The sequence below is a fragment of the Mycobacterium sp. IDUB_24 genome (assembly GCF_055419385.1).
This window is the reverse complement of record NZ_JBVAXO010000001.1, coordinates 600,014-619,957: the sequence shown is the minus strand read 5'-3', so window position 1 is coordinate 619,957 and position 19,944 is coordinate 600,014. Positions and strand designations below refer to the sequence as shown.

The window sequence follows — 19,944 nt, the reverse complement described above, 5'->3', positions numbered from 1 at the left end:
CTGCTCTAAACATCCTTGACCGGTTCGATTCCCAGATCGCGGTAGGTGACCAGCGCTGCGAACGGCACGCCACGCTTGGCGAACCTTCCGGTGGCCACGTCGCCACGGTCGACCATCGGGATGACGCCGGTGACGACGGCGCCGACGGCGGTGACCCGCTCGTAGGCGATCTCGGTGGACCCGCCGGTGCTGATCACGTCGTCCACCAGAAGCACCCGGGTGCCTTGCTCGAGCCGGGTGCCTTCGATCCACTGCTCGCGACCGCGTGACTTCTGTTCCTTGCGCACCGAGAACCACGCCTTGCCGGTCACCATCGCGACACCGTGGGCCAGCGGGTCGGCGCCCATTGTCAGCCCGCCGACGGCATCGAATTCGATACCGGTCGCGGCCGCGAGATCGGCGACCGCGCGACTGACGATGGCCATCCGCTCGCCGGTGTCGATGGCGAACTTGCCGTCGATGTAGTCGTGGCTCAGCTGTCCGCTCGCCAGCCGGAACGGTTCCTCACGGTGTTCGTAGCCGCGGGTGCGGATCAGATCGAAGGCGGCTTGCCAGGTCTCGGGGCGCTCAGGCATACCCGCGATCGTATTGCACGCCCCCGACGGGTCGCGGGCCCAGCCGGCGCGGTGCGCCGATCAAGCCTGAGCGCGCTGAGCCAACTCGACGGTGGCCGCCCGCAACTCGCCGTACGAGCTGATCGGTGCGGCGTAGCCGACGCGGGTGTAGGCGATCCCGCGCTCGGTGGTGACCCGCAGATCCAGGCCATAGCGATCGGCCCCGGCGCATACCGCCGCGTCGGCGTCGGGATAGCCGCCGAGGGTGCGCGCCATGTCGGCCAGCGAATCGGCGTGATCGGCGTTGAGATGCTCGATCGCGCCGGCGGCGTGCGGTGCGACGGGGTCGGGTTGGGCGGCGGCATAGGCCTCGCCGGTGGTCGAGTCCATCCGGCCGTATCCGCCGACCCAGCGCACGCGCCGTACGCGCAGCACCCAGAGCGAGAAGTCGCTGAAATCGATGTAGTAGCGCGCGGCGGCCACCGCGTCCAGGTGGGCCTGGCGGGCTGCGGCGAGCTCGTCGCCGGTGGGCCGCTCGACGATCCCGGCCAGGGTGATGCGGCTGCCGGCCAACGGATCTGACCCGGTGTCGGGGGCGACGACGGAGATGCTGGCCCGGGGATCACCGATCAGGTTGCGGCCGTGCTCGGCCATGTTGGACACGCACAGCACCGGTGCGCCGGCCAGCAACCCGTAGGTGATGAAGGACGCCCACGGGTCACCGTCGGCGGTGAGCGAGGCCAATGTGCCTGCGTTGGTCGACGCGGCGACCGTGCGGGCTTCCTCGGCCGCAGACGGGCGTGCCCCCTCGATTACCTCCGTAAGCGGGGGAGGAACCGAGGGGGCATCACCGGGGTCACCATGATCTCGAGTCACGCAGCGACCCTATCGGGCGGCTCAGCCGCCGAGTGCGGCGATCAGATCCTTGATCTGAGCGGTTTCGGCTTCGGTCGCGGGCTCCTCGGCCTCGACGGCCTCGATGAGATCCTTGCGCAGTCCGACGCCGTTGGCGGCTTCCGCGGTGGACAGCTTCGCGCGGCCGCGCGCAACGTAGAGACGCTGACCGAGCGTGGCACCGGGGCCCTCCGACGCCGTCGTCATCAACTCGTCGTAACGGTGCCGTACGCCGCTGAGTGCGACGATCACCGACGGGGTGACCCGGCTGCGGCCGGCCGCCTCCGACAGCGACGTCTGCAGCTTGCGCAGACCGCTGAGGACCACGGACGCCCGGTCGGCGTACTCCGGGTCGCCGGTCGGCGGTAGCGCGTCGATCGCGGCGATGTACATGTGCATCGCCGCATCAGACAGACCAACGATTACTGGTGCTTCACCGTCATTTGGTGCGGACTCACCCACAGGCCATCCCTCGTCGAATGTGTTATCGCCGGCCCATAGCCGACGAGGAGATCAAATGCGGGAGAAACGTAACCCGTCGCCGTCTCTTATTCAACCGTTAGTTTTTCCGCAAACACGTCCTTGGCGGTGAATTACGTTGCTGCAGGATCGTTTCGGATCGTCATGCTCCGGGCGAGGTTCCGTGCAGGTGTCGAGGACGGATGAAGTGGGTACGTTGGGAAGCTGATGGACAACGTTCACGATGATCACTGCATGGTCGAGCACCCGACCGCCGAGGACTTCGACCATGCCAGAACGCTGCCCACCGACCGAGACTGGTTCAAGCGGGCGGTGTTCTATGAGGTGCTGGTCCGGGCGTTCTACGACTCGAACGCCGACGGTGTCGGTGATCTGCAGGGTCTGACCCAACAACTCGACTACCTCAAATGGCTGGGTGTGGACTGCCTCTGGCTGCCGCCCTTCTACGATTCGCCGCTGCGTGATGGTGGCTACGACATCCGGGACTTCTACAAGGTGCTGCCCGAGTTCGGCACCGTGGAGGATTTCGTCACGCTGCTCGACGGGGCGCACCGCCGGGGCATCCGCGTCATCACCGACCTCGTGATGAACCACACCTCCGACTCACACGCCTGGTTCCAGGAGTCGCGGCACAACCCCGACGGTCCCTACGGGGACTTCTACGTCTGGAGCGATACCAGCGACCGGTACGCCGATGCGCGCATCATCTTCGTCGACACCGAGGAGTCGAACTGGACCTTCGACCCGGTGCGCCGGCAGTTTTACTGGCATCGGTTCTTCTCGCACCAGCCCGATCTGAACTACGACAATCCGGCCGTGCAGGAGGCGATGATCGACGTCCTGCGGTTCTGGCTGGATCTCGGTATCGACGGCTTCCGGTTGGACGCGGTGCCCTACCTGTTCGAGCGCGAGGGCACCAATTGCGAGAACTTGCCCGAGACGCACGCCTTCCTCAAGCGCTGCCGCAAGGTGGTCGACGACGAGTTCCCCGGCCGGGTGCTGCTGGCCGAGGCCAATCAGTGGCCGGCCGATGTGGTCGAGTACTTCGGCGATCCGGGTACCGGTGGCGACGAATGCCACATGGCCTTCCATTTCCCGTTGATGCCGCGGATCTTCATGGCCGTGCGGCGCGAGTCGAGGTTCCCGATCTCGGAGATCCTGGCCCAGACACCGGAGATCCCGGATACGGCGCACTGGGCGATCTTCCTGCGCAACCACGACGAGCTGACCTTGGAGATGGTCACCGACGACGAGCGCGACTACATGTACGCCGAGTACGCCAAGGATCCGCGGATGAAGGCCAACGTGGGTATCCGCCGCCGGCTGGCTCCGCTGTTGGAGAATGACCGCAACCAGATCGAGCTGTTCACCGCGCTGCTGCTGTCTCTGCCCGGATCCCCGATGCTCTACTACGGTGACGAGATCGGCATGGGCGACATCATCTGGCTCGGCGACCGCGACAGCGTGCGCACCCCGATGCAGTGGACACCGGACCGCAACACCGGGTTTTCCACCGCCAACCCCGGCCGGCTGTACCTGCCGCCGAACCAGGACGCGGTTTACGGGTATCAGTCGGTGAATGTCGAAGCCCAGCGGGACAGTTCGACGTCGCTGCTGAATTGGACCCGCAGCATGCTGGCCGTCCGTGGCCGCCACGACGCGTTCGCACTCGGCACGTTCCGCGAGCTCGGTGGCTCCAATCCGTCGGTGCTGGCCTACGTCCGCCAGATCGAGAGCGACGGCGATGCGGTGCTGTGCGTGAACAACCTGTCGCGGTTTCCACAGCCGATCGAGCTGAATCTGCAGGAGTGGAGCGGATATACGCCCATCGAGATGTCCGGCCAAGTCGAGTTCCCCAGTGTCGGTCAGTTGCCTTACCTGCTGACCCTTCCCGGCCACGGGTTCTACTGGTTTGAGCTTCGCGGGCCCGAGCGAGATCCCGGAGTGCAGCAATGAGCCTCGAATTCGGTGATTGGCTGAGCCAGCAGCGCTGGTACGCCGGCCGTGGCCGCGAGTTGGCCGCCGTCACACCAGGTCTGGTGCTTGAGTTGGCCGACGGTCTCGATCTGGTGCTGCTGCTGGTGTCCTATGCCGACGGCGGCGCCGAGCGCTACCAGGTGCTGGTGAAGTGGGATGCCGACCCGATCGACGAGTACAGCTCCGTGGCCACGATCGGCAGCGACGCCGGGCGGACCGGCTATGACGCCCTCTATGACCAGGACGCCGCGCGATACCTGCTGGAGATGGTCGACCGGTCGGCCACGGTGGGCACGCTGAGGTGCACCAAGGAGCCGGGGGCCACGCTGCCCTTGGATGCGCTGCCCCGGGTTTCGGCGGCCGAGCAGAGCAACACCAGTGTGGTGTTCGGTCAGGATGCGGTGCTCAAGGCGTTCCGCCGGATCACTCCTGGCATCAACCCCGACATCGAACTCAACCGCGTGCTGGCCCGCGTTGGCAATCCGCATGTGGCCAAGTTGCTCGGATCGATCGATATTGACTGGGACGGCGAGTCTTTCGCCTTGGGTATGGTGACCGAGTTCGCCGCCAACTCGGCCGAGGGCTGGGACATGGCCAACGCCAGCACCCGCGACCTGTTCGCCGAGGGCGATCTGTATGCCGACGAGGTCGGCGGTGACTTCGCCGCCGAGTCCTACCGGCTGGGGGAGGCCGTCGCCTCGGTGCACGCCTGCCTGGCCGAAGAGCTCGGCACCGAGTCGGTACCCTTCCCTGCCGAGCTGATGTCCGCGCGCCTGGCCACTGCCGCAGCGGCGGTACCCGAACTGCGCGAACATGTCTCGTTGATCGAGGACCGTTACCGCAAGCTGGCCGACGAGCAGGTGAGTGTGCAACGGGTGCACGGCGACCTGCATCTCGGGCAGGTGCTGCGCACCCCGGAGCGCTGGCTGCTGATCGACTTCGAGGGTGAGCCCGGCCAGCCGTTGCAGCTCAGGCGCAGCCCGGACTCCCCGCTGCGCGACGTCGCGGGGATGTTGAGGTCCTTCGACTACGCGGCGTACGCCCGCCTGGTGGACCTGGCCGGAGACGATGACCGGGCCCGGCAGTTGGCTGCCCGGGCCCGGGAGTGGGCCGACCGCAACAGCACGGCGTTCTGCGACGGCTATGCCGCGGTGGCCGGCGCCGACCCGCGCGAGCACGCCGCGTTGCTGGCGGCCTACGAGCTGGACAAGGCGGTGTATGAGGCCGCCTACGAGGCCCGCTTCCGGCCCAGTTGGCTGCCCGTTCCCCTGGGGTCGGTGGCACGGCTGATCGGCTGATACCTTCCTTAGCGTGCCTAATCAGCCTGTGCGCCGATCGGCGCCCGACGGGCTGCTGATCGCCGTTCTCGCGGCGGCCGGGATCAGCGTCTCGCTGATGCAGACCCTGATCATCCCGTTGATCCCGCAGTTGCCTGCGCTGCTCGACACCACCGGAGCCAACGCATCGTGGGCGATCACCGCGACCCTGCTGACCGGCGCCGTCGCCACCCCGATGTTGGGCCGGCTCGGAGACATGTACGGTCCCAAGTGGATTCTCGTGCTGTGCGCGGCACTGCTGTTCATCGGATCGGTGATCGCGGCCCTGACCACCTCGCTGATCCCTTTGATCATCGGGCGTGGGCTGCAAGGGTTCGGCGTCCCGGTGATCCCGCTCGGCATCAGCGTGCTGCGTGCTGCCCTGCCGCCTGAGCGGGTGGCCTCGGCCATGGGATTGATGAGTGCGTCATTGGGCGTCGGCGGCGCGCTGGGCCTGCCGTTGTCGGCGGTGATCGCCGAACAGTTCAACTGGCATGCACTGTTCTGGTGTGCGGCCGCACTGGGCCTCGGCTCGGGAGTCCTGTTCGTCCTGCTGGTGCCTGACCTCGAACCGGTGTCCGCCGATCACCGCTTCGACCCGATCGGCGCCATCGCGCTGGGCACCGGCCTTGTGTTGCTGCTGCTGCCGATCTCCAAGGGCGGGATGTGGGGCTGGACCAGTACCACCACGGTCGGCATGTTCGCCGCCGCGGTGGTGACCTTCGGGGTCTTCACCTGGTGGCAGTACCGGGTGCCCTCGCCCATCGTGGACATGCGGACCACGTTGAAACGACCTGTGCTGCTGACGAATCTGGCTTCCATTGCGGTGGGCTTCGGCATGTTCGCGCTGTCGCTGGTGGGCCCGCAGTTGCTGGAGATGCCCCGCGAAACCGGATTCGGCCTGGGCCAGAGCATGATCGCCACCGGTCTGTGGATGGCGCCCGGCGGCCTGGCGATGATGGCCGCGGCTCCGGTCGCCGCGCGGGTGGTGTCGTCGCACGGGCCGAAGATCGTGCTGGTGATCGGCAGCACGATCATCGCCACGGGCTACCTGGCCGGCACCCTGATGCTCGGCAGCCCCGTCGGCCTGTTGGTGCTCGGCCTGATCGTCAGCTTCGGCGTCGGGTTCGCCTTCGCCGCACTGCCCGCCTTGATCAACGCCGCGGTGCCGGTGTCGGAAACCGCATCGGCCAACAGCATCAACTCACTGGCCCGTTCGCTGGGTACCTCGACGTCGAGTGCGGTGATGACCGCGGTGCTGGCCCAGATGACCATCAACTTCGCAGGGCACGCGCTGCCCTCGTTGCCGGGATTCCGTGTCGCACTGTTGATTGCCGCGGCTGCGGCCGCCGGTGCCGCCCTGGTCGCGATGGCGATCCCGAAAGCGCCCGAGATTCCCTCAGAGCGTGGCGATCTCGTAGCTGTCGAGCTGACCGACCAGCGTCCGTAGCTGATCGGCGGACGAGCCCAGGGTGTGCTCGATCGCGGTCAGCCGGGCGGCGTAGTGCCCGATCGGGTACTCCGCGGTGACACCGATACCGCCGTGTAACTGGATCGACTCCTGCGAGATGTGCCGTCCCGAGCGGCCGATCTGCAGCTTGGCCCGCGCCGCGATCACCGGGTCGAGTTCGCCGTCGGCAATGGACATCGCGGCGTAGGTGCCCATGCTCCGCGCCAGCTCGAGCGACATGTACATGTCGGCAGCGCGCTGGGTCAGGGTCTGGAACTTGCTCAGCGTGACCCCGAACTGCTTGCGCTGCTTGAGGTAATCGGCGGTCAGGCGCAGCGACTCGTCCATCACTCCGACGGCCTCGGCACACAGTCCGGCCGAGATCCGTACCAGCGCACGGGTGATCGCGGCACCGGCATCGGCGGCCTCGCCCAGCGGCTCGGCGGGCGTGGCATCCAGCGTGACCTGGGCGCCGCGCTGGCCGTCGAACGTGCGGTAGCCCTGACGCGCGACGTCGGCTGCGTCGACCAGGAACAGTCCGGTCCCGCCATCGGGCAGCGCTGCGGTCACGATCAACGTGTCCGCGACGTCGCCGGCCAGCACCGGGTTCTTGGTGCCGCTCAGCGTCCACCCGTCCCCGGTGCGCGTCGCGGTGGTCGTCACACCGGCCGATCCGCGCACGCCCGGTTCGGAGTGGGCGAAGGCCAGAATCCGCTCGCCGGAAGCGACTTCGTCGAGAAGTGCGCGCTGGGCGTCGGTGCCCACCTCGGCGATGATCGCGCCGGGACCGATCGCCCCGTGCAGCACCGGCTCGGGCGCCAACCGGCGCCCGATCTCGCCCAGCACCACCATGATCTCGATCTGGCCACCGGAGTCCTCGTCGAAACCCAGTCCCAGAACGCCGATCTCGGCGAGCTGTCCCCAGACCTGGCGGTCGAATCCGGGCTCGGACTCCACCACCTTGTTGCGCTTTTCGGTGTCGTAACCCGACAGCAGGTCACGGGTGGTGTCGGCCAGCAGGGCCTGTTCATCAGTTAGCTGAAAGTCCATGGCTCAACTCACAATCCGAGAATGGTGGACGCGATGATGGTGCGCTGCACCTCGTTGCTACCGCCGTAGATCGAGGTCTTGCGGTAGTTGAGGTAGTGCGGAGCGGCCTGCTGGGCCCATTCCGGCGAGGCGATGTCGCCGGCCTCATACGGCAGCGCGTCGGCGCCGGCGACCTCGACGAGCAGTTCGGTGGCGGTCTGCTGCAGCTGGCTGCCGCGCAGCTTCAGCACCGAGGACGCCGGGCTGGGCTTGCCGTCGGCCGAATCGGAGGTCACGCGCATCTGGGTGACCTCCAGTGCCAGCACGTCATTTTCAGCCTCGGCCAGGCGCGCGGCGAACAGTGGATCGGCCAGCAGGCCATTGGCCGCGGCGCGTTCCTTCACCTCGGCGAGACGTACCTTGGTCCGGGCCACCTGGGCGATCCCGGTGCGCTCGTTGCCGAGCAGGAACTTCGCGTAGGTCCAGCCCTGGTTCTCCTCGCCGACGAGCTGGTTGGCGGGCACCCGGACGTCCTCGAAGAACACCTCGTTGACCTCGTAGCTGCCGTCGATCAGCTTGATCGGACGCAGCGTCACACCGGGGGTGTCCATTTCGAACAGCAGGAACGAGATACCCGCCTGCTTCTTGGGCGCCTGCGGGTCGGTGCGGACCAGGCAGAAGATCCAGTCGGCGTGCTGACCCAGCGTGGTCCAGGTCTTCTGGCCGTTGACCACGTAGGTGTCCCCGTCGCGGATCGCGGTGGTGCGCAGGGAGGCCAGGTCCGAGCCGGCCTCGGGCTCGGAGAAGCCCTGGCACCACCAGATGTCCAGCGCCGCGGTCGGCGGCAGGAAGCGTTCCTTGACCTCCTGCGAGCCGAACTCGGCGATCACCGGGCCGACCATCCTGGCGTTGAAGGTGAGCGGCTCGGGGACGCTCGCCAACTGCATCTCGTCGAGCCAGATCTGATGCTGGTTGGGCGTCCAGTCCTTGCCGCCCCACTCGACCGGCCAGTTGGGCACGGCGAGGCCGTGCTCGTGCAGGATCTTGTGCGCAGTGACGATGCCCTCTTTGCCGAGGGGTAACCCGAGCCGATTCTGTTCGCGAAGCTCGGCGGGGATTTTCGTCGTATAGAAGGTGCGCAGCTCATCGCGGAAAGCTGCTTCCTCCGGTGTGAGCGCCAGTTGCATGACCGTCTCCCTGTCGGTGGATCTGACTGCACACTAAACCACCCGGTTGGTTGGGGACGCCAGGGTTCGGTCTACCGGACCAGCCGGCGCAACAACAACGAGGCGACGGCGACGCCGAGCACCGCGGCCGCGATCAGCACGCTGATGTCGAGCGCCCAGTTGGTCGGGGTGCCGATCAGCAGCCCGCGCAGCGCGTTGACCTCGTAACTGAGCGGGTTGACCGTGGACAACCAGCGCAGCCAGGTCGGCATGATGTCGACGGGGTAGAGCGCGTTGGACGCGAAGAACAAGGGCATGGTGATCGCCTGGCCGATACCCATCAGCCGGTCCCGCTTGCGCACCAGCCCGGCCAGCGTCATCGACAGGCACGCGAAGAAGGCCGCCCCGAGCGCCACCACGGCCATCGCGGCCAGGATGCGCAGCGGATTGACCGTCATCGCGATCCCCATCAGATATGCCAGGAGCACGACGCCGACCACCTGCACCACCGAGCGCACCCCGGCCGCGAATGCTTTGCCCGCCACCAGCGCCGAAGCCGGCGCGGGAGTGACCATGAGCTTGGCCAGGATGCCGGCGTCGCGATCCCAGATGATCTGGATGCCGTAGAAGATCGAGATGAACAGTGCCGACTGGGCGATGATCCCCGGTGCCAGGAAGGCCAGGTAGCCCACACCGCCGGTGTCGACGAGGTGCAGGCGGCTGAAGGTCTGGCCGAAGATCAACAACCACAGCGCGGGCTGGACCATCCGGGTGAACAACTCGGTGCGGTCGTGGCGCAGCTTCTGCAGTTCGACCAGGGCGAAGGCCGACATCCGCCGTGCCATCGCGCGGACCCGGCGCATCCCGCGCGGGGCCAGGACCAGTGCTTCAGCTGACACGGCGGGCCGTCCTACGGGTCGCCCGAACCTCACGCATGCCGCCGGGTTGATGCCCGGCATCGGTCAGGTCCGACCCGGCGTAGTGGCGGAAGACGTCCTCGAGAGTGGCGTTCTCGGACTCCTCGGCCGTCGACACTCTGGCCTTGAGTTCGGCCGGCGTCCCGAGCGCCTGCAACCGACCATGGTGCATCAGTGCCACCCGGTCGCAGAGGGCGTCGGCCTCGCCCATGTAGTGCGTGGTGAGTAGCACTGTCATCCCGAACTCGGCCTGCATCCGGCCGACCTGTGCCCAGACGCTGTCGCGCGCGATGGGATCCAGCCCGACCGTGGGCTCGTCGAGGATCAGCAGCTGCGGACGGTTGACCAGTGCCTGAGCCAGCTCGAGGCGGCGCACCATGCCACCGGAGTACGTGCCCGCCACGGCACCGGCGACATCGAGCAGTTGCATCGACTCCAACGCCTGGTTCACCCGATCGGCGCGTTCGGCCCGCGGCACGTCGTACAGGCGCGCGAACAACTCGACGTTCTGTCGGCCCGTGAGCGCTGCTTCGATCGAGAGTTGTTGCGGGACATAGCCGATGTTGTGCCGGATGTCCATGGTGTGCCGGTCCGCGTCGAGACCGAATATCCGGACCTCGCCCTCCTGTACCGGCGTCAGGGTGGTCAGCACCCGCACTGCCGTGGTTTTGCCCGCGCCGTTGGGACCGAGCAGCCCCAGGGTCTCCCCGCGATGGACCTGCAGGGTCAGGTCGTCGACCGCGGTGAAGGCGCCGTAACGATGGGTCAGGTGCCGGCAGTCGATGGCCGGGGCGCTCATGTTTCGCTCTCGTGCAGGAGCCGGGTCAGTTCGTCCATGACATCCAATCCGTTTGCCAGATCGTTGATCTGGCCGTCGTCAAGTTGTGCCAGCACAGCCGACAGTGCGGCCCGGCGGGCCGCCCTGGACTCGTCGGCGATCGCCTGCGCGGGCGGGGTGAGCCGCAGGCGGCCGACGCGCCGGTCCGCGTCGTCGGCGGTTCTGGTGAGCATCCCGTCGGCGACCAGGCGTGACACCAGCGTGGACGCGGAGTTGGGCACCAGGCTGAGTTCGGCGGCCGCTTCCCGCACCGAGATGCCGGGCCTCCGGCCGACCAGGCGTAACAGTTCGCCCTGCGACTGGGTCAACCCGGTGCCGTCGAATCCGCCACCGGTGGACCGGCGCAGCTGTCTGCGGAACCGGCCGACGACGGAGAACAACTCGCTGACGAGATCGTGTCGGGCCTCCATGCATCCACAATAGCTCTGTTACAGAGGTATTGTGGATGAGAGAACTTTGGGGACTCGATGAGAAACCGATTTGAATGAGTTCGGAAGTGTTGCGGCAAACCCGAGGAGACGCCGCAGCCGTGGCCGCAGGGTAGTTGCCGCCGCTCTTCGGCTCGTACCCCCCAGCCCGCCCGGCCGGTGACATCAAGCAAGCGCTCGACGTCTACTTAGGCGGCCACGGCTGCTACATGTTCAAGGTACCAGACTTCCTGGTTAGGGCAGGGACTTCGGGCTGATGAGCAACGCTTTGAATTGACGCTCAATCTGATTCGGCCTGCAGCACCAGGACGGCGCGCGCATCCACGAGGACGGTGTTGCCGGCAGCGACTGCATCGCGTGTGGAGTTTGCCGAAGTGCTGATCGCCGGAATCCAGCGGGCGCCGAATTGTGCCGGTGGTAACGCGAACTCGATCGGTTCATAGTGCGCGTTGAAGCACAGCAGGAACGAGTCGTCGACCACCCGCTGACCCCTGACATCCGGATCGGCGATGCCCTGTCCGTTCAGGTACACGGCCACCGACTTGGCATACCCGGTCTCCCAGTCCTCGGCCGTCATGTCGGACCCATCGGGTGCGAGCCAGGCGATGTCGGGCAATCCGGCGGCGCCCGCCTCGCGTACCGGCCGGCCGTCGAAGAACCTGCGGCGCCGGAACACCGGATGCGCGGCGCGTAGGGCCGACACCGAGCGGGTGAACTCGATCAGATCGAGATCCGCTGTGGTCCAGTCGATCCAGGAGATTTCGTTGTCCTGGCAGTAGACGTTGTTGTTTCCGCGCTGGGTGCGGCCCAACTCATCGCCGTGCGAGATCATCGGAACGCCCTGGGAGAGCAGCAGAGTGGCCAGGAAGTTGCGTTGCTGGCGGCCGCGCAACGTGTTGACCGCAGGATCATCGGACGGACCTTCGGCACCGCAGTTCCACGATTTGTTGTTGCTCTCCCCGTCGCGGTTGTCCTCGCCGTTCGCCTCGTTGTGTTTTTCGTTGTAGGACACCAGGTCCCGGAGGGTGAATCCGTCATGGGCGGTGACGAAGTTGATCGAGGCGAACGGGCGACGGCCGGTCTGCTCATAGAGATCGGCCGAACCCGTCAGCCGGTAGGCGAACTCGTCGAGCGTGGCCGGCTCGCCACGCCAGTAGTCGCGCACGGTGTCGCGGAACTTGCCGTTCCATTCGGTCCACTGCGGCGGGAAGTTACCCACCTGGTAACCGCCGGGCCCGACATCCCATGGCTCGGCGATCAACTTGACCTGGCTGACAATCGGATCCTGTTGCACCAGTTCGAAAAAGGCGCTCAACCGGTCCACGTCGTAGAACTCGCGGGCCAGCGTGGCGGCCAGGTCGAAACGGAATCCGTCGACACGCATCTCGGTGACCCAGTACCGCAACGAGTCCATGATCAGCTGCAACGAGTGCGGATGGCCGACGTTGAGACTGTTACCGGTACCGGTGTAGTCCATGTAGTACTGCTTGTCGTCGTCGACCAGCCGGTAGTAGGCGGCATTGTCGATCCCGCGCATCGACAGCGTCGGCCCCAGGTGGTTGCCCTCGGCCGTGTGGTTGTAGACGACATCGAGGATCACCTCGATGTCGTTGGCGTGCAGTTCACGCACCATGGCCTTGAACTCCTGGACGTGACCGCCGGGGGTGCCCGCCGAGCTGTAGCGGGGGTCGGGCGCCAGGAACCCGATCGTGTTGTAGCCCCAGTAGTTCGACAAGCCTTTGTCGACCAGGGTGGAGTCATCCACGAAGTGGTGTACCGGCATCAGTTCGATGGCATTGACCCGCAGTGCTTTCAGATGCTCGATGATCGCCGGATGTGCGACGGCGGCGTAGGTTCCGCGCAGCTGCTCGGGGATGTCCGGGTGGGTTTGGGTGAGCCCCTTGACATGGGCCTCGTAGATGACGGTGTCCGCGTACTCGTGACTCGGCGGGTGGTCGACGCCCCAGTCGAAGTACGGATTGATCACCACGGCCTTGGGCATGTGGGCCGCCGAATCGTCGTCATTGCGGCTGTCCGGGTCGTCGAAGTTGTAGGAGAACAACGGCTGGCCCCAGTCGAAGGAGCCTTCGATGGCCTTGGCGTACGGGTCCAGCACGAGCTTGTTCGGGTTGCAGCGCCGGCCGGACCCCGGATCGTACGGGCCGTGCACCCGGTAGCCGTAGCGTTGGCCGGGCTCGATCCCGGGAATGAAACCGTGCCAGACGAATCCGTCGACCTCGGGCAGCGTCACCCGCGTCTCATGCAGCGCCCCCGACTCGTCGGGATCGAACAGACACAGTTCGACTCGCTCGGCCACCTCGCTGAACAACGCGAAATTGGTACCCGAGCCGTCATAGGTCGCGCCGAGCGGGTAGGGCTTGCCGCGCCACGTTTCGGAGGTCACTAATCGACGATACGGCGCCCGGGGACCTGCGGCCGGATGAATGTTCGGCGGTACAGTCAGCCGTGACCATCAGCTCTGACCCGCCGGAATACCAGACGGTGCGGGTCACCCTCGACAACGCGGTCGCGATCATCACGCTGGACCGTCCGCAGCAGCGCAACGCCTTCGGCGGCGGGATGCGCGAGGAGTTGGCCGACGCCTACCTGCGTTGCGACGCCGACGACGCGATCCGGGCGATCGTGCTGACCGGCACTCCACCGGCGTTCTGCGCCGGCGCGGACCTCGGCGCGGGGGAGCAGACCTTCACCGAACCGGGGCAGGAATTCAGCGCCGCCGGCCTGGCCGTGCCGGCCTGGACCCTGGACAAACCGGTGATCGCGGCGGTCAACGGACACGCCATCGGCATCGGGCTGACCCTGGCGTTGCAGTGCGACATCCGGCTTTTCGCCGCCGATGCCCGGTACGGCGTGGTGCAGGCCCGGCGCGGCATGGTCGGCGACGCCTACTCGCATTGGGTGCTGCCCCGGCTGGTGGGCCTGGCCAATTCCGCGGAGATCCTTTTGACCGGAGCCACGTTCGACGGATATCGCGCGGTCGAACTCGGCCTTGGCAGCCGCGTGCTCCCGGCCGAGCAGGTTCTGCCTGCCGCACTGGAAATCGCACACGACATCGCGGTCAACACCGCGCCGATGTCGGTCGCGGCCAGCAAACGGCTGCTGTGGGATTCCTATGATCTCGACCGCGCGGGAGTCGGTGCCCGGGAGACCCGGATACACCTGGAGTTGATGGCACACGACGACGCCCGTGAAGGCGTGCGTGCCCACGTCGAGCGTCGGGACCCGCGCTGGACCGGTCGGCCCGTCGACCCGACTAAGTGATTTCCACCCCGGTGGAACGCAATTCGGCCAGTGCCGCAGTGCTGCTCTCCGGCGCGACACCGGCGGTCAGGCCGGTCAGCACACGGGTGCGCAGCCCCGCCTTCACCGCATCGGCCGCGGTGGCCGCGACACAGTAATCGGTGGCGATGCCCACCACGTCGACCGCATCGACGCCGCGCTCGGCCAGCCAATCCGCCAGGGGTGTCCCGGAAGCGTCGACGCCTTCGAACCCGCTGTAGGCCGCCGAATGGTGGCCTTTCTCGAACACCGCCTCCACGGTGGTCGAGTCGAGATCGGGATGGAATGCCGCACCCGGGGTATCGGCCACGCAGTGCCGCGGCCACGACGTCCGGTAGTCAGGGCTGTCGGAGAAATGCTCACCCGGGTCGATGTGGAAATCCTTGGTGGCCACCACATGGTCGTACCCGTGGTCGGAGGCCAGTAGTGCGGTGATGCCCCGCGCCACCGCTGAACCACCCGCGACCGCCAGCGAACCACCCTCGCAGAAATCGTTCTGCACGTCGACGACGATCAGTGCCCGAATCTGCCTGGAGGACATGGTTCCGACGCTACCCGCCGAACAGCAGGTACAGCCCGGTGAAGGTATAGCCGACCATCACCAGCATCGTCGCCAATTGGCCGGTGAGCTGGTGTTGTTTCGGCAGCAGGCGCAGGGCTCGGTCGTGTGCGGCGATCACCCCGGCGACGTGACCGGCCAACACGAACCCGACCTTGAGACTGGCCAAGAGCGTGGGGTGAGCGGAGAGGAAGTAGCTGACCTGCACGTCGTGGAGCCCGAAGAGCAGGATCACTGTCTGCTGGCCGCGCTCGACCAGATAGGACAGGTAATGCGCGAACACATAGCCGATGACGATCGGGATCAGCGAATGCGCCATCAGCCCAGGCAACTTCCGCCGCAGCTCGCGATCCACCCCGCCCGTGGTGCGGGTAGCCGCCCAGAACGTGACCGCCACCGTGGACGCGAACACCAGCAGGCCCGCGGTACGGATCAGGCTGGAGCCCAGCGGCGAGCCCGCATGCGCGTCGACGAAGTTACGCCACTGCGGCATCGCCGAGAAGCTGTCGAACGCGGTCGATCCCAGCAGCACGGCAAGCACGGCGACCAGCCCCGGCCGCACCGGCAGCGAGGGCAGGTGATCGAACGGGTTACCGATCACGATCCGGCCATCGTGGCGGCGCAGCGGTGAGAGCCTCGATGCGACCGTGCTGTACACCTCGAACGGGTCCGCGCTCTCCAACCAGCGCTGACCGCAACACAGTGCACCGGCGAGCGTCACCACGAGGTAGATCAGCAGCCAGTTACGAATGGCCACAACCGATCCCGGGTCGGGGCTCGCCAGCTCCAACCACACGAACGCGAACAGCCCCGCGGCAGCCGGCCAGTAGCCGAGCCGTTCGGGATAGCTTCGGCCACCAGTCGGTAGGAACCGGGACAACGTACGGACCGGCGAGATCAGCCGCCACACCGGGCCGAACAGCACCGAGGCGGCGACCAACCCCACCCACAGCAGCACATAGAAGACCCCCGGCAGCGGATTGGCACCAGGCGGCCGGGCGAACGCGGTGTACGCCACCCACCCGGTGAACACGAGCGCGAGCAGGCCCACACCCCAGCGGGTCACGGGAGAGTCGAACGCCGTCGTCACCCAGCGCGGCAGCCCCAGACCTGGCTTGTCAGGATCGAACCGGGGCCGCCGCCAGGCCAGCGCCACCACCGCAAAGGTGAACGTCAGCGTCCAAGCCGCACCGATCAGGGCGTACGTGTAGGGGATCGGGAGGTCGGTCGAACCGCCCAGACCGTGGGCCAGTACCGCGGTCGCCCCGGGCGTCACTGCTGCACTTGCACGCCGGCGATCGTGCGGTTCAGGTGGTGCAGCTCGATGTCGACGGTGCCGGGCACGTCGACGGTGAACTGGAACTGCTGACCGTTACGTGCCTCGATCTTGAAGCTGTGTTCGGGATTCGAGTGCACGTGCAACTCATCGGCGGCGTCGCTGTTGACCCGCACCACGATCGGCTCGCCGACCTTGCCCGTCAGCCGCTCGTTGGTCGGAGTCACCTGACCGGCCTGGATGGTGACGTCGATCAGCAGCCGGGCGGGGGCCTGCTGCTGGTTGGTCATGTCCGACGGACTGACGGTGGTCGCCGAGGGAGCGGCAGACTCGGCGGACTCGCCGGAGCCGCCGCCACAACCGGCCGTCACCAGGGCGAGGGCGGACGTCAGGACGATGACACTGCTTTTGAGGTTGATCACGGTGAACCATCTTCGCCGCAGGAGTGCGTACCTTCATCTTGAGCGTCGCCGCTGTCGTCATCACGCGGCCTGCGCCGGTCGCGCATGGCGACGTACACCACGACACCGACCACGACCAGCGCCGGCGCGAAGGCCGGCAAGGCCAGCAGCAGCGTGTGGTCGGCCTGATACTCGATCGGATACGTCATGTGAGCCCGGCGGGTTCACGGCCGGCGGCCAGCTCCCTGGCGTTGATGCGGCCGGCACCCCAGGTCAGCCCGGCGATCAGGAGCAGCGTGCACACCAACACCACCAGCGACGCCACGTTGTACAGCCAGGACGGGTGATCGAGGTTGCGTTCACGCTGCAGAATCGTGATCTCCTGCACGAACTCTCGGCTGCTCGAGGTCAGCGCCGGGGTTTCGGGCGCTCCGATACCCGGGTCGGCGGGCAGGAAGATCGGGACACCGGCCATGGTGTTTCCGTCCTGCACGCGCAGCAGGGTCTTCCAGCTTCCGGACACCGGGATGGGCTGCGTCGAGCGGTAATGCCCCGGGCCCACCTTCTCCAACGGGTCGACGATCAGGCCACGGTCGTTGGGCAGGCCTCCCTGCCACGCCAGGATCGACACCCACTCCGGATTGTCGCTGACCACGTCGGCCGGGCTGATCTGCACATCGGCCGAGGCCATGCGATGCCCGTTGTGGGCCGGAAGATCCGTCAGAGTGATGGTGGCACTGGCATTTTGCGGAACTTCGGTGCGTAGCCCGTTGGCCACGGCGCCGCCGATCACCAGCACGGTGGCCACCACGATCGAGATGCCCACCGCGGGCCGGGGCAACGCCTGGCCGGTGAGCACCAGGGCCAGCAGTGCGCCACAAAGGCCCATTCCGACGGCGACCGGTATCGCCATGCCCAGCGCCTCACCCCACATGCTGGTCGGCCAGGGGTAGTGGTAGACCGCGCCGATCCACAACGATTCCAGCCACAGCCCCACGGTGCCGACGCCCAGCCCGCCTACCGCGCCAAACAGGATGGGTCGCTTCACAAGTGGGGTCAGGGCAATGAGCTCGACCACCAGTGCCGGCCCCAGGTACAGCGCGAACCAACTTGTTGGCGCACCCAGAACCGGGCCCACGATCAAGGCGACCGCTCCACGCAGCGCGATCGCGAACCCGGCGGCGATCAGCGCGGCACCGGGGCCGAGGACCAACCGTGCCGCGACTGCGGCGAATGCGGCCGCGGCGGCGATCATCATCGGTTGCAGCACCAACCGGAACTGCTCGACGCCGAAGTCGTATTCGATCTGGAACACCGACAGGCCGATGAACAGACCGCCGAAGGACAGGAAGTAGAGGAACTTGTTGAACTTACTGTCCTCACCTGCGTCCGGGCCAATCGCCACCCGTCCCTCGTGCTCGAGCAGCAGCACGGCGATCAGCGACAACCCGGCGCCGCCGATGAGCATCAAATGCGTTGGGCCCCAAAGGGTGACATCCTGGCCGAAGATCCGGTGCCAGATGTCGTCGAGCGGGAAACCGATGAGCGCATAGAGGCCGCAGAGCGCCATCAACACACCACCCACCGGGGCGTACCAGCTGCGGGTGATCCGGATGGCTGCCGGGCCGGGCTTGTCGTAGGGCAGGACGATGGCCATCGAACCGGCGATGAACAGCAGGAACAGCCCGAACAGGATGAAGTAGTGCGCAGGGTTGGCCAGGGGGCCCGGATCCCGGCCCTTGCCGATGTGCAGGCTGACATCCCAGATGAAGCCGAACAGCGCGCAGATGATGGTCGCGGTGAACAGGAACACCTGCAGCGCCACCCACGGCGGCCGGTGGAATTTGCGGCCCAACCATTCGGCGAAATCGTTGAGCCAGGTGATGCGCCGGTTGCGGTGCAGGTAACCGATCCACAGCAGGGCGACGGTGACGATGAGGGCGACCACCGACATGCCGACCACCTGGTCGAGTGCGGCGCCACCGCCCTCCGTCCCGGTGGCCGCGGTGAGCGTGACGTCCGGTGAGCTCATCATGACCTCCGGTCAACTGACAGTGGTGTCGGTGACAGATGTTGCCAGAAGCGGGCGGCCGCAAACAGGCGTTCCGTTAGCTCCGTCGGCTCCACGGTGTGACGGGACGGTCCACCCGCTCGCCGTCGACGAACACATCGACGTGCTCGTCGAAGAAGCAGACGCGGTCGCCGACCGGCACCGCGTCGTTCAGCGGTTCGTGATAGGCCCAGGCCAGATCGGTGGCCCCGCCGGGCACCGAGTAGTACGTGGCCCGGCCCTTGTATGCGCAGTATGTGACGGTGTTGCTCACGGCGAGTGCGGTGGTGACGTCTTCGCGGGGCAGGTAGTGCCGGGTGGGGAGCCCGGTCTCGAATAACAGCATGGGATCGCAGGATTCGGCCAGCACCCGTCCGTCGAGTTCGACGCGGATGCGTCGCCGGCTGCGCCGGATGTCGATCCGGTGGAACGGGTCGTGCGGGTGCGCGACGATCGCCTCGTCTTCCTCCCGCCATTCGAACGTCGAGAAGTCCAGGATCAGGTAGTCGGCCAGGTCCGCGTCGTCGGGCTGAAAGGCCGCGGCGGCACCGGCTTCGTCACCGGCGATGACGTCGAACGTTGTGCCCGGGCAGGTGTGCGCGGTGAACGGCACCGACGGGTCCAGGAAGCCGGGGATCTCGTCGTCGCCCACCTCCCCGCCGGCCGGAACCAGTTGTGCCGTCAATGCCGAACGCGGCACCGCGTACGTCGGGACGATCCGGCGTGGTTCCCAGACCAGGACCGCCGAATCGGTGTCGGCCACCGGCTCACCGCCCAGACAGATCCGAATTCGTTTGGCAGTGGGCTGGTATCGAAGGGAGTCAAGCCTGCTGCCCAGCAGATCCGCCATGTTCACTGCCATGCGGTCATTATCGACTCCTATGGCGGTGACTGTCTGCTACTTGACGTCGACGTACACGGTCCGCTGGGTGAGCGCGCTCAACGTGTCGGTGCGGCTGAAGTTAGGGCCGGGCCGAACGGCGACCACCGAAGCCTTGTCCAAGGGTGAGGAACCGAGACGATTGACTATCACCGTATAGCCCTGGGATTGCAGCTCTTTGATCGTCTGTTGGGCGTTGCTGGGCCCGTTGGGCGCGGCCGCGGCGGGGCCGGCCGATCCGATGACAGCCGCCACCGCGACGCCCACTGCCGCGGCGACGATTCGTGACCTACCGATGGCATTTCGCACTGGAGTGTCCTTCCCTGTTCCGGTTCGCGGCATTTCGATACGCTGCGATATGTCGGGTAAAACCGCCAGCTCAGAAGCTTTAGTTCCGATGGCAGGAATTGATCGATTCAATGACCGGAT

Annotated in this window: 20 protein-coding genes; 4 read left to right on the top strand and 16 right to left on the bottom strand. The window is 66.7% G+C overall.

Annotated elements, in window-relative coordinates:
* Nucleotides 1-5: 5 nt before the first annotated feature.
* Genes pyrE through ACZYZF_RS03025 form a run of 3 tightly spaced genes read right to left on the bottom strand, consistent with a single transcriptional unit; the run spans nt 6 to nt 1,841 of the window.
* Nucleotides 6-575 (bottom strand): orotate phosphoribosyltransferase, encoded by a 570-nt coding sequence (gene pyrE, locus ACZYZF_RS03035; protein ID WP_463743588.1) that lies wholly within the window; start codon nt 573-575, stop codon nt 6-8.
* Nucleotides 576-635: 60 nt separating this feature from the next.
* Nucleotides 636-1,430 (bottom strand): HugZ family pyridoxamine 5'-phosphate oxidase, encoded by a 795-nt coding sequence (locus tag ACZYZF_RS03030; RefSeq protein ID WP_463743589.1) that lies wholly within the window; start codon nt 1,428-1,430, stop codon nt 636-638.
* 21 nt (nt 1,431-1,451) lie between these two features.
* The gene (locus ACZYZF_RS03025; RefSeq protein WP_463744165.1) at nt 1,452-1,841 is read right to left on the bottom strand and encodes a hypothetical protein; all 390 of its coding nucleotides are present in this window, start codon (nt 1,839-1,841) and stop codon (nt 1,452-1,454) included.
* A 294-nt stretch (nt 1,842-2,135) separates the two neighbouring features.
* On the opposite strand from ACZYZF_RS03025, the gene treS reads away from it, so the two are divergent.
* From treS to ACZYZF_RS03010, 3 genes are read left to right on the top strand one after another with little or no spacing between them, the layout of a single operon-like run.
* Complete coding sequence (treS, locus tag ACZYZF_RS03020; protein WP_463743590.1) at nt 2,136-3,884, top strand: maltose alpha-D-glucosyltransferase; 1,749 nt, start codon at nt 2,136-2,138, stop codon at nt 3,882-3,884.
* On the top strand, nt 3,881-5,203 hold the full coding sequence (locus ACZYZF_RS03015; RefSeq protein ID WP_463743591.1) for a maltokinase N-terminal cap-like domain-containing protein: 1,323 nt from the start codon (nt 3,881-3,883) through the stop codon (nt 5,201-5,203). The genes treS and ACZYZF_RS03015 overlap by 4 nt, the downstream gene beginning before the upstream one ends.
* A gap of 13 nt (nt 5,204-5,216) precedes the next feature.
* Complete coding sequence (locus ACZYZF_RS03010; RefSeq protein ID WP_463743592.1) at nt 5,217-6,671, top strand: MFS transporter; 1,455 nt, start codon at nt 5,217-5,219, stop codon at nt 6,669-6,671.
* Here the strand turns inward: ACZYZF_RS03010 and ACZYZF_RS03005 are convergent.
* The 6 genes from ACZYZF_RS03005 to glgX form a co-directional block, all read right to left on the bottom strand.
* Nucleotides 6,621-7,721: an acyl-CoA dehydrogenase family protein gene (locus tag ACZYZF_RS03005; RefSeq protein ID WP_463743593.1), complete on the bottom strand. Its 1,101-nt coding sequence runs from the start codon at nt 7,719-7,721 to the stop codon at nt 6,621-6,623. The genes ACZYZF_RS03010 and ACZYZF_RS03005 overlap by 51 nt on opposite strands.
* Before the next feature lie 8 nt (nt 7,722-7,729).
* Nucleotides 7,730-8,887, bottom strand: a complete 1,158-nt coding sequence (locus tag ACZYZF_RS03000; RefSeq protein ID WP_463743594.1) for an acyl-CoA dehydrogenase family protein — start codon at nt 8,885-8,887, stop codon at nt 7,730-7,732.
* Between the two features lie 71 nt (nt 8,888-8,958).
* Nucleotides 8,959-9,711, bottom strand: a complete 753-nt coding sequence (locus tag ACZYZF_RS02995) for an ABC transporter permease (RefSeq protein WP_463744166.1) — start codon at nt 9,709-9,711, stop codon at nt 8,959-8,961.
* A 43-nt stretch (nt 9,712-9,754) separates the two neighbouring features.
* Nucleotides 9,755-10,582 carry an ATP-binding cassette domain-containing protein gene (locus ACZYZF_RS02990; RefSeq protein WP_463743595.1) on the bottom strand — a complete coding sequence of 276 codons (828 nt, stop codon included), beginning with the start codon at nt 10,580-10,582 and terminating at the stop codon, nt 9,755-9,757.
* Complete coding sequence (locus ACZYZF_RS02985; protein WP_463743596.1) at nt 10,579-11,031, bottom strand: MarR family winged helix-turn-helix transcriptional regulator; 453 nt, start codon at nt 11,029-11,031, stop codon at nt 10,579-10,581. The genes ACZYZF_RS02990 and ACZYZF_RS02985 overlap by 4 nt, the downstream gene beginning before the upstream one ends.
* 298 nt (nt 11,032-11,329) lie before the next feature.
* Entirely contained in the window at nt 11,330-13,453 is a 2,124-nt protein-coding gene (gene glgX, locus ACZYZF_RS02980; RefSeq protein ID WP_463743597.1) for a glycogen debranching protein GlgX, read from the bottom strand.
* 62 nt (nt 13,454-13,515) lie between these two features.
* On the opposite strand from glgX, the gene ACZYZF_RS02975 reads away from it, so the two are divergent.
* On the top strand, nt 13,516-14,331 hold the full coding sequence (locus ACZYZF_RS02975) for an enoyl-CoA hydratase/isomerase family protein (RefSeq protein ID WP_463743598.1): 816 nt from the start codon (nt 13,516-13,518) through the stop codon (nt 14,329-14,331).
* Here the strand turns inward: ACZYZF_RS02975 and ACZYZF_RS02970 are convergent.
* From ACZYZF_RS02970 to ACZYZF_RS02940, 7 genes are all read right to left on the bottom strand, one after another.
* Nucleotides 14,324-14,875: an isochorismatase family protein gene (locus tag ACZYZF_RS02970; RefSeq protein WP_463744167.1), complete on the bottom strand. Its 552-nt coding sequence runs from the start codon at nt 14,873-14,875 to the stop codon at nt 14,324-14,326. The two genes, ACZYZF_RS02975 and ACZYZF_RS02970, sit on opposite strands and share 8 nt — an antisense overlap.
* A gap of 25 nt (nt 14,876-14,900) precedes the next feature.
* On the bottom strand, nt 14,901-16,184 hold the full coding sequence (locus tag ACZYZF_RS02965) for a hypothetical protein (RefSeq protein ID WP_463743599.1): 1,284 nt from the start codon (nt 16,182-16,184) through the stop codon (nt 14,901-14,903).
* Entirely contained in the window at nt 16,181-16,606 is a 426-nt protein-coding gene (locus tag ACZYZF_RS02960; RefSeq protein WP_463834465.1) for a hypothetical protein, read from the bottom strand. Before ACZYZF_RS02960 ends, ACZYZF_RS02965 begins: the two co-directional genes overlap by 4 nt.
* Nucleotides 16,603-16,794, bottom strand: a complete 192-nt coding sequence (locus ACZYZF_RS02955) for a hypothetical protein (protein WP_463743601.1) — start codon at nt 16,792-16,794, stop codon at nt 16,603-16,605. The genes ACZYZF_RS02960 and ACZYZF_RS02955 overlap by 4 nt, the downstream gene beginning before the upstream one ends.
* A complete protein-coding gene (locus tag ACZYZF_RS02950) occupies nt 16,791-18,617 on the bottom strand; it encodes a hypothetical protein (RefSeq protein ID WP_463743602.1) in 1,827 nt (608 codons plus the stop codon). Before ACZYZF_RS02950 ends, ACZYZF_RS02955 begins: the two co-directional genes overlap by 4 nt.
* Before the next feature lie 76 nt (nt 18,618-18,693).
* Nucleotides 18,694-19,497: a DUF427 domain-containing protein gene (locus tag ACZYZF_RS02945; RefSeq protein ID WP_463834464.1), complete on the bottom strand. Its 804-nt coding sequence runs from the start codon at nt 19,495-19,497 to the stop codon at nt 18,694-18,696.
* Between the two features lie 36 nt (nt 19,498-19,533).
* Nucleotides 19,534-19,812, bottom strand: a complete 279-nt coding sequence (locus tag ACZYZF_RS02940) for a hypothetical protein (protein ID WP_463835124.1) — start codon at nt 19,810-19,812, stop codon at nt 19,534-19,536.
* Nucleotides 19,813-19,944: the final 132 nt, after the last annotated feature.

Coding starts and splice junctions, on each gene's coding strand:
- treS (WP_463743590.1), top strand. CDS start 2,136: ATGGACAACGTTCACGATGATCACTGCATGGTCGAGCACCCGACCGCC.
- pyrE (WP_463743588.1), bottom strand. CDS start 575: ATGCCTGAGCGCCCCGAGACCTGGCAAGCCGCCTTCGATCTGATCCGC.
- ACZYZF_RS02990 (WP_463743595.1), bottom strand. CDS start 10,582: ATGAGCGCCCCGGCCATCGACTGCCGGCACCTGACCCATCGTTACGGC.
- ACZYZF_RS03015 (WP_463743591.1), top strand. CDS start 3,881: ATGAGCCTCGAATTCGGTGATTGGCTGAGCCAGCAGCGCTGGTACGCC.
- ACZYZF_RS03025 (WP_463744165.1), bottom strand. CDS start 1,841: ATGTACATCGCCGCGATCGACGCGCTACCGCCGACCGGCGACCCGGAG.
- ACZYZF_RS02945 (WP_463834464.1), bottom strand. CDS start 19,497: ATGGCAGTGAACATGGCGGATCTGCTGGGCAGCAGGCTTGACTCCCTT.
- ACZYZF_RS03000 (WP_463743594.1), bottom strand. CDS start 8,887: ATGCAACTGGCGCTCACACCGGAGGAAGCAGCTTTCCGCGATGAGCTG.
- ACZYZF_RS02985 (WP_463743596.1), bottom strand. CDS start 11,031: ATGGAGGCCCGACACGATCTCGTCAGCGAGTTGTTCTCCGTCGTCGGC.
- ACZYZF_RS02955 (WP_463743601.1), bottom strand. CDS start 16,794: ATGACGTATCCGATCGAGTATCAGGCCGACCACACGCTGCTGCTGGCC.
- ACZYZF_RS02995 (WP_463744166.1), bottom strand. CDS start 9,711: ATGGCACGGCGGATGTCGGCCTTCGCCCTGGTCGAACTGCAGAAGCTG.
- ACZYZF_RS03005 (WP_463743593.1), bottom strand. CDS start 7,721: ATGGACTTTCAGCTAACTGATGAACAGGCCCTGCTGGCCGACACCACC.
- ACZYZF_RS02950 (WP_463743602.1), bottom strand. CDS start 18,617: ATGAGCTCACCGGACGTCACGCTCACCGCGGCCACCGGGACGGAGGGC.